8 protein-coding genes are annotated in these 16,263 nt (G+C 73.7%); all 8 read right to left on the bottom strand.

The genetic code is table 11. From position 1 onward, the window contains the following. Nucleotides 1–48: 48 nt before the first annotated feature. Nucleotides 49–1,890: a hypothetical protein gene (locus ACFY5B_RS05980; RefSeq protein WP_389965075.1), complete on the bottom strand. Its 1,842-nt coding sequence runs from the start codon at nucleotides 1,888–1,890 to the stop codon at nucleotides 49–51. Then, on the bottom strand, nucleotides 1,887–4,127 hold the full coding sequence (locus ACFY5B_RS05975; protein WP_389965072.1) for a CDP-glycerol glycerophosphotransferase family protein: 2,241 nt from the start codon (nucleotides 4,125–4,127) through the stop codon (nucleotides 1,887–1,889). Before ACFY5B_RS05975 ends, ACFY5B_RS05980 begins: the two co-directional genes overlap by 4 nt. 8 nt (nucleotides 4,128–4,135) lie before the next feature. Further along, a complete protein-coding gene (locus ACFY5B_RS05970) occupies nucleotides 4,136–6,334 on the bottom strand; it encodes a CDP-glycerol glycerophosphotransferase family protein (protein WP_389965069.1) in 2,199 nt (732 codons plus the stop codon). A gap of 224 nt (nucleotides 6,335–6,558) precedes the next feature. Further along, complete coding sequence (locus ACFY5B_RS05965; protein ID WP_389965066.1) at nucleotides 6,559–8,820, bottom strand: CDP-glycerol glycerophosphotransferase family protein; 2,262 nt, start codon at nucleotides 8,818–8,820, stop codon at nucleotides 6,559–6,561. A gap of 142 nt (nucleotides 8,821–8,962) precedes the next feature. Next, the gene (locus ACFY5B_RS05960; RefSeq protein ID WP_389965063.1) at nucleotides 8,963–9,823 is read right to left on the bottom strand and encodes a carbohydrate ABC transporter permease; all 861 of its coding nucleotides are present in this window, start codon (nucleotides 9,821–9,823) and stop codon (nucleotides 8,963–8,965) included. Nucleotides 9,824–9,914: 91 nt separating this feature from the next. Next, nucleotides 9,915–11,261 carry a carbohydrate ABC transporter permease gene (locus ACFY5B_RS05955; protein WP_389965060.1) on the bottom strand — a complete coding sequence of 449 codons (1,347 nt, stop codon included), beginning with the start codon at nucleotides 11,259–11,261 and terminating at the stop codon, nucleotides 9,915–9,917. 4 nt (nucleotides 11,262–11,265) lie between these two features. After that, on the bottom strand, nucleotides 11,266–12,678 hold the full coding sequence (locus tag ACFY5B_RS05950) for an ABC transporter substrate-binding protein (protein WP_389965057.1): 1,413 nt from the start codon (nucleotides 12,676–12,678) through the stop codon (nucleotides 11,266–11,268). 176 nt (nucleotides 12,679–12,854) lie between these two features. After that, the gene (locus tag ACFY5B_RS05945) at nucleotides 12,855–15,425 is read right to left on the bottom strand and encodes an FtsK/SpoIIIE domain-containing protein (protein WP_389965054.1); all 2,571 of its coding nucleotides are present in this window, start codon (nucleotides 15,423–15,425) and stop codon (nucleotides 12,855–12,857) included. Nucleotides 15,426–16,263: the final 838 nt, after the last annotated feature.

The raw sequence follows: 16,263 nt of genomic DNA, 5'->3' as shown, positions 1-16,263 counted from the left end.
CATGCGCCGAATGTTCCCGCCCCACGCATGCCCTGACCCCGGATCACTTCATCGGGTGAGGCCGCTGCGCCCACCTGCCGACGGTCCGTCGCACAGCGCCTGCTGCGCCGCCGCCGGCCAGCGCGCGAAGCGGAACCGCGTCCGCTCGACCGCCCCGGTGAGGTTGCGCCAGAACCGCTCGGCGGTGAGCGGTGCGCGCACCGACTCCCGCAGCTCGGCGAGTTCGCCGCAGCCCAGCGCGGCCCGGGCCGCCAGGACCGCCTCCCGTGCGGCCCCGGCCCGCAGCAGGTCGCGTTGCGGCGGGTGCTCGGCCGCCCACTCGGCGAAGATCCAGTGGTTGCGCAGGAACTTCTCGTGCCCCGGCCAGCTCCACCGCTCCAGCGCCAGATGCGCGCCGATCGGACTGGCCAGCCCCCAGGCGTCGTTGACGTAGGCGTCCAGCGGCGCCGCCGCCCCCGTCACTCCGAGGTGACGGCCCACGATCACCACCCGGTACGGGGAGTCCTCGCGCATCGGCGTCGCGTGCAGCCGCCGCCCGGCGTCGAAGTAGAGCAGCGTCGGCACCGGCGCCCGCTCGGCGCGGGCCAGCATGGCGCGCCCCTCGGGCAGGGCGGGCCAGTTGTCCACCCAGGTGGCGGTGCGCACCGGGTTGTGGTCGCCGAGGCCCTGCACGTCGGAACTGCGCACGTTGAACGACCCGGGCGTGCTGCGCACGTCGAACGGCGCCCGCAACGGACTGACCGCCGCGCACAGCCACACCGCCAGCAGCACGCCCGCGGCACCGGTGACCCTGGTCGCGGGCACCACCAGCACCGGCAGGAGCAGCAGCAGAAGCGCGGGGAGGATCATGCGGGCGTGCATGTAGTCGCCGCCGACGCGCACGACGTACCCGGCCAGCAGCAGACCGGCCGCGAGCGGCGCCAGCAGCACCGCGAGCGAGGCCCGGCCCGGGACGCGGTCCCGCTGCTCCCGGCGGGTGCGCCGCACCAGCAGGACGGCCAGCGCCCCGAGCACCGGGACGACCGGCCACAGCCAGTACGGCCCGAGCGTCTCCTGCACGTACCCGGCGCCCCGGCCCCAGTCGCTGGCACTCGCCTCCTTGGCGATGGCGGGCAGCGGCACCAGAATGCCGTAGTACCCGGCCCGGAAGACCTCGTACGCCAGCGGTACCGCTCCCGCCGACGCCAGCATCGCCGCCGTACCCCGCCGGGAGGGGCGCAGCACCCACCACTGGGCGGCCAGGAAGCACGCCGTGACCACCGCGAGATCGGGCCGGACCAGCGGACCCAGCCCGAACACGAAGGCGGCCGTGCACGTCTCACGGGTTCTCGTACCCCGCCGGGTCCGCGTCAGCAGCCACCACGACAGGCCGGTCCAGAAGGCGCCGAGACCGCTCTCCAGACCCGACGTCATGTACGACCAGAACGGCGGCACGGCCAGCAGCACGAACACCCCGGCCGGGAGCAGCAGCCCCGCGCCCCGGTGCAGCCGGCACGTGGCGAGCAGGGCGAACGCGAACCCGGCGGTGCTCAGCAGCAGCCCCAGTCCGACCGCGAGGAACGCCGGGTCCTCGCCGGTGACCCAGGTGGCGAGCGCGAGCAGCCACTGCCAGAGGGTGCCCGTCGAACTCTCCGCCCGCTCCCCGACGTTGAACACCGGCCCGTTGCCCGCCAGGATCTGCCGGACCGGCCGCAGATAGATGAGCCCGTCGTCGCAGATCCAGCGGCGCCGGTAGCCCAGTACGAACAGGGCCGCGGTGGGCACGGCGACCAGGGCGGCATGCCATCCGTGCACCGGCCGCAGCCGCTCTGCGACGGCGGGCGGCCGGGCCGAGGAGGCCCGCCGGCCGGGCAGGGAGGGGACGGCCTCGGGGGTGGCGGGAGTTCTCATCTGTCGATCAGCGCCTCGGGCCGGGTGCGGACCCCCTCGGTCCGGCGGGCGGCGGGCAGCAGCGCCCCGCCCCGCTCGCCCAGCATCAGCAGCCGGACGACCCGCTCGGCGGCCCGCCCGTCCTCGAACTCGCAGTACCGCTCCCGGAAACCGGAGCGCAGCCGCGCCGCCTCCGCGTCCTGCCAGGTTCCGGACGCGAACAGCCAGGCCAGCTCCCGGTACGAGCGCGACACATGGCCCGGCGCGTCGGCCGTGATGTCGAAGTAGGCGCCCCGGCTCGCCGCGAACGCCCCCCAGTCGTCGGCGTGGACGACGATCGGCCGGTCCAGCAGGGCGTAGTCGAACATCAGGGCGGAGTAGTCGGTGACCAGCACGTCGGAGGCGAGCAGCACGTCCTCGACGTGCGGCTCGTCGGTCGCGTCCATCAGCACGCCCCGCCGGTGCAGGTCGGACAGGCCGAGCCCGCGCGCGACGCCCGACGCCAGCGACGGGTGCAGCCGGACGACCAGCGTGTGCCCGGGGCCCAGGTCCTCGGCGAACCGGGCGAGGTCGAACCGGTCGACATGGCCGCCCCGCCGGTAGTCGCGGCGGGTCGGCGCGTACAGCACCACCGTGTGCTCGGCGGGGATGCCGAGCCGCTCGCGCACCGCTCGGCCCCGCCCGGGCCCCGCACCGACCAGCACGTCGTTGCGCGGGCTGCCGGTCCGCAGCGACGTGAAGTGGCACGGGTACGCCCGCTCCCACGTCCGCTCCGCGTGCCGCCCGGCGACCAGGCTGTAGTCCCAGCGGTCCGCCCGGCGCAGCATCTGCGGCACGTCGAAGCCGTGCCGGGCGCCCGGCTTCGTCAGCAGGTCGGCGCCCATGTACTTCAGCGGGGTGCCCTGGTGGGTGTGGATGTGGACGCTCCCGGGCCGCTTGGCCAGGGTGCCGGGCCAGTTGACGTTGTTCACCCAGTACGTGGCCCGCGCCATCACCTCGTGGTAGCGCCGTGAACCCGGCGTCACATGGTCGATGCCGGGCGGCAGCGCGTCCACCGCGTCCTCCCGGACCACCCACACGCCCCGGATGTGCGGGGCGATCTCGCGCGCCTTCTCGTAGATCGCGGCCGGATCACCCGTCACCCCCCGGTGGTGGGTCGCCGAGTAGACGGCGAGGTGCGGATCGAGGGGACGCTTGGACTGGGCCGCGTACCAGCCGCGCAGCGCCGTCTCCGAGGCCCTCGTCGCCACCCGCCGCTGCCCGCCCAGGGCGGCAGCGCGCAGGTCCCGCAGTCCGCGCGCCGCCGCGTAGGACGCGTAGGGCGCCGAGGCGAGCAGCCGCATCTCCACCCCGCGCCAGCCGTCCGGCCGCGGGAAGCCGCCCTCGGGGAGGTGGCGGCGGTGGAAGGAGCGGATCTCGCGGTAGAAGTCGCCCCGGTCCGCGGGCCGCACCCGGTCCTCGCGGGCCAGCACGAACAGCATGTGGTCCAGCGCCCGCTCCAGCAGCAGCGGCCGCGCCCAGTCGAGGTCCGGGCGCTGCTCCAGGAACGCGAACAGCCCCTCGTACTGCGCGAAGATGTCGAAGTGCCGGCGTCCGGGCGTCTTGGTGATCGCGCCCTGCCGGCGCTGCCGGTACTCCACGCCGATCCGGTCCAGGCAGGCGATGCGCTCGGCCAGCACCATCGACCGGTAGGTGACCGGCGCGTCCTCGTACAGCCCCGCCGCGTACCGAAGCCCGTGCTCCTGGAAGAAGGAGCGCCGGTAGGCCTTGTTCCAGGCGACCAGGAAGAGATTCAGATACTGCGGGCTCTCCCGGATGCCGAACGTCTCCAGGCCCGCCGCGGCCAGCAGGTCCGCCGCCTCGCTGCGTCCGCCGCGGCCCCACCAGTGGGTGCGCACATGGTCGAAGACCAGGATGTCCGGGTCGTCGGTCGCCGCCAGCCGGGCGGCGACGGCCGCCAGCAGGCCCGGCGTGTAGTGGTCGTCGCTGTCCAGGAACAGGACGTAGTCGCCGGCCGCCTGCGCCAGGCCGGCGTTGCGGGCCCGGCCGAGGCCCATGTTCTCGGGCAGGTGCAGCACCCGCACCCGGTCGTCGCGGGCGGCGTACTCGTCGAGGATCGCGCCGCTGCCGTCGGGCGAGCGGTCGTCCACGGCGATCACCTCGAAGTCGCCGTAGGACTGGCCGAGCACCGAGTCGAGACACTCGCGCAGGAAGCCCTGCACCTTGTAGACGGGGACGATGATGCTGAAGCGGGGCACTTCTTCGGTCAGCTCCTCACGAGGGTGGCGGCGGGGGCCGGGACGCGCTCCGCGAGCGGGACCACGGGCGGGATCGACTCGGGCGGCTCCCCCAGCAGCACCCGGCGCACCACCCGTTCGGCGGCCCGCCCGTCGTCGAACTGGCAGAAGCGCTCCCGGAAGGCGGCCCGCAGCGACGTGGCGGTCTCGTCCGCCCAGGAGCCGTCGCGGAACACCGCCGCCAGCTCCTCGGGCGTCCGCGCGACCCGGCCGGGCGGGAGCTCCATGAGGTCGAAGTAGACGCCCCGGGTCTCCCGGTAGACGTCCCAGTCGTCGGCGTACACGACGATCGGCCGGTCCAGGTTGGCGTAGTCGAACATGATCGACGAGTAGTCCGTGATCAGCGCGTCCGCGGCCAGGCACACGTCCTCCGACGAGCGGTGCCCGGTGACATCGATGATCCGCCCGCCGCCCCTGCTCGACCCTTGGTCGTAGAAGTAGTGGGCGCGCAGCAGCACCACGTAGTCGTCACCGATCGCCTCGCAGAACTCCGCCAGGTCCAGGCCCGTCTCGAACCCGGTGGCGTAGTCGCGGTGCGTGGGCGCGTACAGCAGGGCCGTCTTGCCGTCGGGGACGCCCAGTTCCTTGCGTACGCGGGCGACGTCCTCGGCGGACGCCGCGCAGTAGACGTCGTTGCGCGGATAGCCGTACTCGAGCGTCTCGTGCGCGCTGGGGAACGCCCGCTCCCACATCTCGGTGGAGTGCCGGTTCGAGGTGAGGTTGTAGTCCCAGCGGTCCACCCGGGCCAGCAGCCGGGCGATGCTGCCGGTCGCCGCGGCCACCACGGGGTATGTCGCCTGGTCGGCGCCCATCGTCTTCAGCGGGGTGCCGTGCTGGGTCTGCAGGTGCACGCTGCCGGGGCGCTTGACCACGGCGTCCGCGAAGTTGGCGTTGTTGACCAGATACTTCGCGCGGGCCAGCACCTGCCAGTACCTCCGGCTGCCGATCACCGCGTACTCGATGCCCGGCGGCACGCTGCCCACCGCGTTCGGCTCCACCAGGAACACCGCGCGCAGGTGCGGGGCGAGTTCGCGGGCCTTGGCGTGGATCGCGGCCGGGTTGCAGGCGTAGCCGCGGCCCCAGTACGCGCAGTACACGACGAGGTTCTTGTCGAGCGGGAGACGCAGGCCCAGTGCGTAGCGCAGCCGGGTGCGCAGCCCACGAGGCCGGGGGAGCAGCGCGGCGGCCCGGGACGCCGTCCGGTTGGCGGCGCGCAGGGAGCGGAACGCCGGGTACGAACCGGAGGCGAGAAGCCGGTGCTGGACGCCGAGGCTGCCGCCGGGCGTCCGGTACCCGGCCGGGCGGTGCCGCCGGTAGAGCGCGCTCGCCCGCCGGAAGAAGGCCCGGCGTCCGGACGTCAGCCGCCGGGGATGGGCGGCCGTCTTCAGTACGGCGGCGAAGAGCTGCTCGAACAACGGCGACAGCCGGTCCGCCGAAAGCCCCTGCTCCACGGCCCGCGTCAGCACCAGCTCGCACTGGTCGAGCAGCTCGGCGTGGTGCACGCCGGGCAGGCCGAGCCGGTTGCCCTGCCGGCGCAGCAGGTGCCGGACGACGACCGTGCGCAGGGCCGCCACCCGCTCCGCCCGCAGGGCGACCAGCCCGCCGAAGCCGATGTCGGTGTAGTGGTCCCCGGGGAAGGTGAGGCCCTGCTCGGTGAGGAAGGCCCTGCGGTACAGCGCGCTCCAGGCCGGGAGCGCCACGCCCGTCAGCCGCGGGGCCCGGCCGGGGGAGAAGGCCCCGTCCGGTGTCCTGGCCAGCAACGGAGCGGCCGGGTTGGTCGGCTCGCCCTCCCACCAGGGGGTGCGCTCGTGCTCGAAATGCAGGACGTCCACGTCGCCGGTCTCGCCCAGCCGGGCGTCCAGCGCCGCCAGCGCCCCCGGGACCAGGACGTCGTCGCCGTCGAGGAACAGCACATGGCCGCCGACGGCCGCCCGCAGCCCGGTGTTGCGCGCCCCGGCCAGTCCGTCCGACGGCGGCGAGTGCACCGGCGTCACCCGGGAGTCCCGCTCGGTGTACCCCGCGACGACGTCCGCCGCCGGTGCGTCGGGCGCGTCGCACACCGGGATCAGCTCGAAGTCGCCGAACGACTGGGCGAGGACGGAGTCCAGCGCCAGGGACAGCCGGCCCGCGACCCCATGGGACGGGACGACGATGCTGAAGCGGGGCATTCTGCTCTTTCTGTCAGGAGGCGGGTCTGTCGGAGTCGGGTCTGTCAGGCGACGGGTCGGTCAAGAGTCGGGTCTGCCGGGGGAGCTGCGTCTGTCGGAGTCGGGATTTCTCAAGCGGTGCGCGGGCGCCCCGGGCGCCCGGACGGGCGCCAGGAGGGCGGCCTGCTGGGCGTCGGCCGCGACGGGCTGGAGGGCATGCGGATTCCCCGGGGTGAGAACCGTGGTCACAGGCTGTCGGTGACGGCGTGGGGACCTGACGCCAACGGCACCGTGGTGAGCGGCGCACGCGTCAGCGAGGCCGCAGCCGAGGGCACCGGGCGGCGCTCGGCGAGCGGCGCGACCGGCGGCAGCTCCGACTCCCCGAGCACGACCCGGCGCACCACCCGCTCGGCGGCCCGCCCGTCGTCGTAGGTGCAGAACCGCTCGCGGAAGGCCGCCCTCAGCTGGGCCGAGCGGGAGCCGCGCCAGTGGCCGGTGGCGAAGATGTCGATCAGCTCGTCCTCGCTGCGGGCGACCGCGCCCGGCGGAAAGTCCCGCAGGTCGAAGTAGGTGCCGCGGGCCGCGTCGTACGCCTCCCAGTCGTCGGCGTGGACCACGATCGGCCGGTCCAGGTTGGCGTAGTCGAACATCAGCGACGAGTAGTCCGTGACCAGGACGTCCGACGCCAGGCAGAGCGACTCGACGCTCGGGTGGCCGGAGACGTCGACGACCCGGCCGCAGGTGCGGCTCAGCGGGGCGTCGTAGGCGTGGTGGGCGCGGGTCAGCACGACGAAACGGGGACCGAGGCGGCGCACGATCCGCTGGAGGTCCAGGGGGCGGAGCTGGGAGCGGCGGTAGTCGCGGTGGGTCGGCGCGTACAGGATCGCCACCGCGCCCCGCGGGATGCCCAGTGAGGCGCGCAGCCGGGCCACGTCCGCCGGGGTCGCCGTCCGGAACACGTCGTTGCGGGGGTAGCCGTACTCCAGCGTGGTGTAGCGGCCGGGGTGGACGCGCTCGTTCGTCAGGGTGGTGTGGCGGTTGGCGGACAGCACGTAGTCCCACCGGTCGACGTCCTTCAGCAGCCGCGCGAAGTCACGGCCGCGGGCCGCCGCGGGGCGCTCCTGGAGGTCGAGGCCGATGTGGCCGAGCGGGGTGCCGTGCCCGGTCTGGATCAGGACCTGGCCCCTGCGCTTGGCCAGCCGGTCGTCGAAGCCGGTGTTGCTGACCAGGTAGCGGGAGCGGGCGAGCGCCGTCCAGTAGGCGGCCGTCCCGGGGACGAGGCGGCGCGGGCCGGGCGGGATCGTGTGGTGGTGCTCGCGGCGGGCGATCCACGCCGTGCGGATGTGCGGCACGAGATCACGGAACGCGGCCTCCAGCGCGCCGGGATTGCAGCCGTGGCCGCGGCCGTCGTAGGCGGCGAAGACGGCGCGGTCGGCGCACAGCGGCAGGCAGCGCTGCACGCGGTAGTGCGTCCTGAGGGCGGCCGACCGCAGGCCCCGCAGCAGCTTCCCGGTGGCCCGGGCGGCGGCGCGGTGCAGGGCCGACGCCAGCTGGAGGGTGCGGTAGGTGCGGTGCAGGCCGAAGCGGATCAGGACGTGGTGGATCCGGCAGCGCAGGGGGACCGGCGCGCCGGGTGTGCGGTAGCGGCGGTAGTGGGCGCGGGCCCGGCGCAGGAAGTCGGCGCGCGAGGCCCGGGGCAGCCGGTCCCGCCGGGAGTACACGATCACCAGATGGTGCACCATGCGGCGGAACAGCACCGGCCGCCACCGGTCCAGTTCGGGGCGCTCGTCGAGATAGGCGAAGACCCGGTCGTACTGCTCGAAGACGTCGAAGTGCCGTTCGCTGGTGGTGCGCAGGATGCTGCCCTGCCGCCGTTGCCGGTAGTGCACGCAGACCCGGTCGAGGGTCGCGATCGACTCGGCGGTCATCAGCACCGGGTACGTCCAGGGCGTGTCCTCGTAGACGCCGGGCGGGAAGACGAAACCCCCCTCCTCGACGAACTCCCGCCGGTAGGCCTTGTTCCAGGCGACCATCAGCAGCCGCAGCAGCCCCGGCCGGTCCTCCAGCCGGAACGGCGCCGGGCCCTGCTCGGTGAGCTGCAGGGCCGCCTGGTTGCGGATCGCCTCCCCCGTCCAGTAGGTGCGCGCGTAGTCGAAGACCAGCACGTCCGGCTCGCCCGTCTCCTTCAGCCGGTCGGCGATCGACCGCAGCGCGTCGGGCGTGAGGGTGTCGTCGCTGTCCAGGAACAGCAGGTAGTCGCCGCTCGCGTGCGCCACACCGGCGTTTCTCGCGCGGCCCAGGCCCACGTTCTCCGGCAGGTGGACGGGGCGTACGCGCGTGTCACGGGCGGCGAACTCGTCGATGATCGCACCGCACGCGTCCGGCGAGCAGTCGTCGACGACGATCAGTTCCAGATCGGGACAGGACTGGGAGAGCACCGATTCCAGGCACTCGTGCAGGTACGCCTGAACCTGGTACGCGGGGACAATGACACTGAACCTGGGCAAGAGGCCATCCATCGGTCGGCGCGGGCGTTCGGCCCGGGAACGGCCGATGGGCCGACTTGGTTACGGTGGCTACGGCATCCGGGGGAACGCGGAAGGGGCGGACCGCCCCCGGCCCACCCCTTCGACTACGTTGTTCTGATCGCTATTTGACCGCGCCGGCCATCACGCCGGACACGAACTGCCGCTGGAACGCGAAGAAGACGGCCAGCGGGACCACCATCGAGATGAACGCGCCGGGTGCCAGCACGTCGATGTTGTTGCCGAACTGCCGTACCTGCGTCTGCAATGCGACCGTGATCGGCTGGCTCCCGGAGTCCGAGAAGATCAGCGCCACCAGCAGGTCGTTCCACACCCACAGGAACTGGAAGATGCCGAGCGCCGCGATCGCCGGGGCGCCGAGCGGCATCACGACACGGAAGAACAGGCGCAGTTCACCCGCCCCGTCCAGGCGAGCCGCCTCCAGCAGCTCTCGCGGGATCTCCGCGAAGAAGTTCCGCAGCAGGAACACCGCGAACGGCAGACCGAAGCCGACGTGGAAGAGCACCACGCCGAGCACCGAGCCGAAGATGCCGATGTTGCCGAAGAGTTCGGCGATCGGGATCAGCGCCACCTGCACGGGCACGACCAGCAGGCCGACCACGCCAAGGAACCACCAGTCCCGGCCGGGGAACTCCATCCACGCGAAGGCGTAGCCCGCGAGCGAGCCGATGATCACGACCAGCAGGGTCGCCGGCACGGTGATCCAGACCGTGTTCAGCAGGGAGCTGGTGATGTCCTCGTTCTCCAGCAGCTTCGCGTAGCTGTCGAAGGTGATCTGCGAGGGCTCGGTGAACACCTTCCACCAGCCGCTCGCCGCGATGTCCTCCGGCGTTCGGAGACTGGACAGCAGCAGCCCGATGGTCGGCACCAGCCAGAACAGTCCGACGACGATGAGGAACACCCGCAGCAGCCCGCCGCTGACCCCCTCGGCGAGCCGCGATCCGAGCGACTGCTTGGCCTTCATCGCCGCACCTCCCGCCTGAGCCTGCGTACGTTACTGTGCCTTCCCGGGGGACAACCCCCGGACCCCAGGCCGGGGTGGGGGCGAGACGCTTTCATCGCCTGACCTCCCGACGCAGTCGACGTACGTTGAACCACATCACCGGGATCACGAGCAGCAGCAGGAACACCGAGATGGCGCTGGCGATGCCCGGCTGGTCCTCGGAGAAGCCCTTGCGGTACAGCTCCAGGGCGAGGACGTTCGCGTCGTCCTGGGAGGAGCCCGGAGCGATGATGAAGACCAGGTCGAAGATCTTCAGCACGTTGATCATCAGGGTGACGGCGACGACCGCGAGGACCGGCGCCAGCAGCGGCACCGTGACGCGTCTGAACACCTGCCACTCGCTCGCGCCGTCGACCCGGGCCGCCTCCAGCAGCTCCCGGGGCACACTCGCGAGCCCGGCCGCGATCAGCACCATCGCGAAGCCCGCCCACATCCAGATGTACGAGCCGATGATGGCCGGGGTGACCAGGGAAGGTCCGAGCCAGTCCAGGCCGTTGTAAGGTTCCTTGAAGTTGCTCGCCGGGAGCCGGAGTTGGGCCCCGTCGGCCGAGGCGGGCAGCGTGAAGGTGCCGTCGCCCGCGGCCGTCGTCGACGCGACGACCTTGCCGTCCTTCACGGCCTCGATCCGCATGCCGGCGTAGCCCAGTTCGGACGGGTCGACACCGTTGAGCTTGCCGACGCCCTTGCCGCGTGTGAAGTCCTGCCAGGTCGTGCCCGTGACCTTGTCCGCTTCTGGCTTCGGCGCCACCGCGGTCTTCGCGCCGTCGGGCATCAGATCGGGCGCCACACCCACCAGGGGCAGCGAGACCGCCTCGCCCGCGCGGACGGGCGACGTGGTGATGAACGCGCCCCCGCCGGCCGGCTTCAGCGGCGAGTCGCGGCCCGGGTGGGCCTTCGGGAACGCCGACGCCTGGGCGAACGTGTCGTGCACGCCCACCCACACCGCGTTCGCGACGCCCTTGTCCGGGTCCTGGTCGTACACCAGGCGGAAGATGATGCCCGCCGCCAGCATCGAGATCGCCATCGGCATGAAGACGACCAGCTTGAACGCCGTGCCCCAGCGCACCCGTTCGGTCAGCACCGCGAAGATCAGGCCGAGCGCGGTCGCGACCGTCGGCGCGAACACCACCCAGATGATGTTGTTCTTCAGCGCGGTGCGGATGCCCTCGTCGGTGAAGAGGGCCTTGTAGTTGTCTATTCCGGCGAAGCCGTCACCGGACTGGTCGTAGAAGCTGCGCACGACCGAGTACCCGATCGGGTACACCACGAGCGCGCCGAGCAGGACGAGCGCGGGCAGCAGGAACAGCGCCGCGACGGTCCTGCGGGTACCGGTCACACTCTTGCGCGACTTGGGAGCGGCAGGGGGCTTGGTGCCCCCTGCCGCCGAAAGCGACGTCATGACGTCAGTTCCCGTACGCCGCGGCTGCTTCGGCCTCCAGCTTCTCCTGCGTACCCGCGATGTCCTTCGGGTTCTTCAGGAAGTCCTGGAGGATCTTCCACTCGCCCTTGCCGGGCGTACCGCCGAAGGCCTGCGGGGCCTGGTCGGACATGTCGAAGCGGAAGTCGTCACCGGCGTCGATGAGCGCCTTGGCGATCTTCTGCTGCACCGCGTTCGGGTACGCGGAGTTCGGCACGTTCTTGTTCGGCGAGAGGTAGCCGCCCAGCTTGGCCTGGATCTGCGCCGCGTCGGGCGAGGCGAGCCAGGTCGCCAGGGCCTGCGAGCCCTTCGAGTCCTCAAGGATCACGGCCGCGTCGCCGCCCGAGACCACCGGGCCCTGGTCACCCACGGCCGGGAACGGGAACACCTTCGCGTCCGTGCCGATCTTCATGCTCGACGGGATGTTGACCTGCGCGAAGTCACCCGCCGCGACCATGGCCGCCTTGGGCTGTTCCCCGCCGGTGAAGACCTGCGTGACGGAGGCCGGGAAGTCGGTCTGCAACGCCCCGTTCGCCCCGCCCGCGATCCAGTCGGGCTTGCCCCAGACCTGCGCGAGGGTGGTCAGGGCGTCCTTCACGGACGGGTCCGTCCACTTGATCTCGTGCTTGGCCAGCTGGTCGTACTTCTCCGGGCCGGCCTGGGAGAGGTAGACGTTCTCGAACCAGTCGGTCAGAGTCCAGCCCTCGGCCCCTCCTACGGAGAACGGGGTGACGCCGGAGTCGGAGACCGTCTGCGCGGTGTTGAGGAGGTCCGGCCAGGTCTCGGGCTCGCTGGCCCCCGCGTTCTCGAAGACCTGGTTGTTGTACCAGATCAGGGACTTGTTGGCGGCCTTGTAGTAGACGCCGTACGGTTTGCCGCCCACCTTGCCGATGTCCTGCCAGCCCTGCGAGTAGTTCTCGCCGAGCTCCTTCACGGCGTCGGAGCCCAGCTGTTTGGCCCAGCCCCTGTCGACGGCCTGCTTGATGGCGCCGGGCTGCGGCAGCATCACGATGTCCGGCGGCTGCCCGCCGGCCACCTTCGAACCGATGAAGTTGATGATGGGGTCCTGTGCGGGCACGAACGTGACCTTGGCGCCCGTGCGCTTCTCGAACTCCTGCAGGACCTTCTTGAAGTTGGCCTGTTCGGTGCCGCTCCACACGGCGGCGACCTCCAGGCTCGTCCCGTCCAGCTTGGGAAGGGTGACGTTGTTCGTGGTTTCCGTGGCCTCGCCCGTGCTTCCACCGCTGTCGTTGTCGCTGCTTCCGCAGGCACTGAGCGAGAGCGCGAGGGCTCCCGCCGCGACGGCGGCCGCAGCCCTGACGGCTCTGCGGCTCTGGGGGGTCGCCGTGTCCCGCTCGGGCGACCAGCGTGTCCGGATGGTGCTGCTCGTCATGCGCATGACTGCCCCGCTTCTTCGTTCCTCGTCGAACGTCGAGCGCGCTCCCGTGCGATCTGGTCTACGCCCGGGTGTGCGGGGGCGGCAAGATGGCGTCGGCTGTCAAGCGGGGGATCGTGACTCCCTCGTGACCAGGGACGCGGCCCCACGACGCGGGCGGGGCCGAAGCCCTTCCGCGCTCACAGGAGCGACGGCACCTTCGCAGCCGCGACCTCCCGTGCCGCCCTTTCCAGCGCGCTGGCCAACAGTGCCAGGTCGGTCGGGCCGTTTCCGAGTTCCCGCACCGGACGCCGGGCCGGAGGGTCACCCATGCGGTGCCATTCCAGGGGTACGACCGTGGGACGCAGCGTCGCCGTGCGCGGGATCCGGCCGGTGACCCGGCCGCCCTGGAACGGGGTGACCCGCCCGTCCGCGCCGGTCAGCCTTCCCCGGCCGGGCGCGGGCTCCTCCGGGCCGGGGGCCGGGGCGTCGAGCGCGACGCGCAGGGTGGCCCGGCGCGCCGGCTCCGTCTCCGCCGTACGGGCACACGGGCCGGTGGCCGCCACCAGATGGACGCCGAGCCGCTCGCCGTCCCGGGCCACCGCCTCCAGCGCGCGCATCACCGACCCGGCCGCGGGCCGCCCGGTCGAGCCGAGCGCCGGGGCGACCAGCGCGTCCAGGTCGTCGACGACCACGACGAGCCGGGGCAGCGGGGGCGCGGCCGCCTCCGTCTGCCGCCGGGCGGCGCCGGGCCGCAGCCGCATGGTGGAACTGGACGGCGAGTCGAGGTCGCCGGCCCCTCCCGCACCGGCCGCGTCGGCCTGGGCACCACCCCGGGCCGTCGCCGTGCGCTGCGCGACCATACGGCCCGACAGCTCGCGGCCGGTGTGCCACTCGGCGAAGTCGGACCGCCCGAGCAGCTCGGCGCGCCGCTTCAGCTCGGCGCTCAGGGACTGCGCGAATTCCCGCATCCGGACCGGGTCGTGCGCCATGAGCAACGTGGTGACATGCGGTACGTCGGTACACACCTGCAGTCCCTCGCCGCTGCCGCCGCCCGCGCCCGGGCCGCCCCGGCCGTCGACCAGGACGATGCCGAGGCGGTCCGGCCGCTCGGCTGCGGCCAGGGACGCCACGATCGACCGCAGCAGCTCCGTACGGCCGCTGCCCGGCGGGCCCTCGATCAGCAGATGCGGCCCCTGCGCGGCGAGGTCCGCGCCGACCGGGCCGCGCGGCCCGGCGCCCAGCACCGCGCGCACGCGTCCGCCCAGCGCCTCGGCGTCGTCGGCCGCGTCCGCCCAGCGGGCCATCAGTGACGCCGGGGTGGCGCGGGCCAGGCCGAGCTCGTCCAGCAGCCGGGCCGCCTGCGGCAGCGGTGCGGAGACCCGCGGCTGGCGCTCGCTCGCCGGGCCGTCCGTCCGCAGCGGCGCCAGCGCCCGCGCGAACCGCTCGGCCCAGGCCGCGGAGACGGCGTCGACGGTGGCGACCGTGCCGTGCCCGACGGGCCCCGCCGACGAGCCGTCGCCGCCGGTGCGGGCCACCCGCATCAGCCGCAGGGCCGTCGCCACGTCCCCGCTGAGCAGCGCGACCGCGCCGCACTGCCGGAAGGTCGGCGCCACCGAACAGGCCGCCTCGTACGTGTCCGTCACCGGCGAGGCCGGGGAGGCGGCGGCCGTCTCGGCCAGGCAGACGACGTGGATCCCGGCCCGGGGGCCCTCCAGCGCCAGCCGGGCGAGGGCTCCGCGCAGGTCGGCACCGCCGGGATCGCCGTCGACGACCACGACGGTGTACGGGCCGGGGAAACCGCCTGCCGTGTCGCCGCCGGCGCTGTCGCCCAGGGCCCAGGAAGGGCGGCGGGGAGCGGGGACGGTGTGATGCGGGGGCAGGCCGCCGGTCGACTGTGAGGCGCCGCTCGCCGACGGATCGCCCACCCCTGCGGGGCTGCCCGCCTGGCCCGCGTCCGCCAGCTGGTCCTCCAGACGGCGGGTCAGCTCGTCGACGCGGGCGGCGGCCTGCTCGCGGTCGTGCGCCAGGAGCAGTCGGCAGTCCTGTCCGTGCCCCGGGCGCACATGCGGCAGCCAGCCCAGCCAGGACCACTCGGCGGTGCGTTCCTCCAAGGGGAGGGAGCGGTCCGCGGCGATGAGGACGATCTCCAGCGTCTCGGGGGAGTGCAGGGCGGTGAGCTGGGCCAGGACGGCACGGGTCAGCCCGGTCAGCCGCGCCCGCGGCCCGGCCAGTCCCAGGGCGCCGACCTCACGCAGACCGGCGGTCACGGGGACGGCGGGCAGCAGACCCGAGCCGTCCGGTGCCGCCCGGTCGGCCGTACCGAGGCGCACGGCGAGCGCCTCCGGGTGGCCCGGGCCGCGCTCCCACAGCCGGGGTCCGGGCCCCAGGGCCGTGAGCAGCAGCGTGGCCGGGTCCGGCCAGGTCTCCGGGGCGGCCGGCGCGACGACCGGGTGGTGCTCCGCGGCCACCACCGCGGCCGGTTCGTCCTCGTACGTCTCGCGGGGTTCCGCCGCCTGCTCGCCGCGCCCTCCGGTCAGCCGCCGGGCCCACGCCCCGAGCCCGCCACGCCTGCGGGTCTGCTGGGGCATGTCGGTGCCGCGCAGGGGAGTGCCCTTGCGCCCACGACCGGCGCGCTGGTCGGCGAGGGCCGGGTCGTCGGTACCGGGGTCCGGGTTCCAGGAGTGGTGACCGCTGCCGTCCGTGGCGCCGACGCCGGCACCGGCGCCGAGGCCCGCGCCGTACGCCGGTCCGGCGCGGTCCGGGACCACGTCACCGAACGTCCCGGCCCCGGAACGACCCGCATGCGTGTCCCCGGCGCCGCTCGTCGGCCGGCCCGCGTCGCGCCGGCCCCCGGGGCCGGGCGGAGCCAGGGGCGTCGAACCCTGAGCGGCGTCGCGCTGCCGGGTGGCCCGGGGCGTGTCTTCCGGAGGACCGGGGCGCTGTCCGTGAGCCTCCGGGAACGTCTGCCCGGACCCGGCGGACCCCGACCGTGCCCCACCACCGGCCGTCTGCCGCCGCGCCTCGCCCCCGGTGCTCCCGGGCGGCACTTCACTCCAACCGTCCCCGGCGTGCGCAGCGCCCGTGGCACTGGGGGGCGGCATCTCGTTCCGGTGTCCTCCGGAACGGGCTTCATTGCCGGTGCCCGGGGGCGGGACCTCGTCGCGGCGTATCGGCCGGGCTTCGCCGCGGGCACCCGGGGGTGGGACCTCATGGCGGTGGCCCTCGGCGCGGGTGGTGCCTGCGGCGCTGGAGGGCGTCACGTCACTCCGGCGTCCCGGTCGGGCTTCGCCGTCGGCACCCCGGGGCGGCACCTCGCTCCGGAGGCCTCCCGAGCGGGCTTCGCCCCCGCTGTCCGCGGTCCGGGCCCCGCGGCCGCGCCCCCGGTCCTGCGGCGCTTCCGGCCGGGCGCCGCCTTCGACCCGCGGCGCTTCCGGCCTCGCGCCCCCGACCTCGCTCCGCGGCGCTGCCACCCCCGAGCCCGCTCCGGCGCCCTGGATCCGTGGTCTTTCCGACCCGGACGACCCGGAGCCCGTGCCACCGTTCCCGATCCGCGCTGCTTCCGGCCCGGAGCCCGTGCCCCCGTTCCCGATCCGCACTGCTTCCGGC

This window comes from Streptomyces sp. NPDC013187, assembly GCF_042899705.1.
GTDB lineage: Bacteria > Actinomycetota > Actinomycetes > Streptomycetales > Streptomycetaceae > Streptomyces > Streptomyces hawaiiensis_A.
Note: the sequence above shows the minus strand (reverse complement) of the source record. Positions and strands in the feature narration are given on the sequence as shown.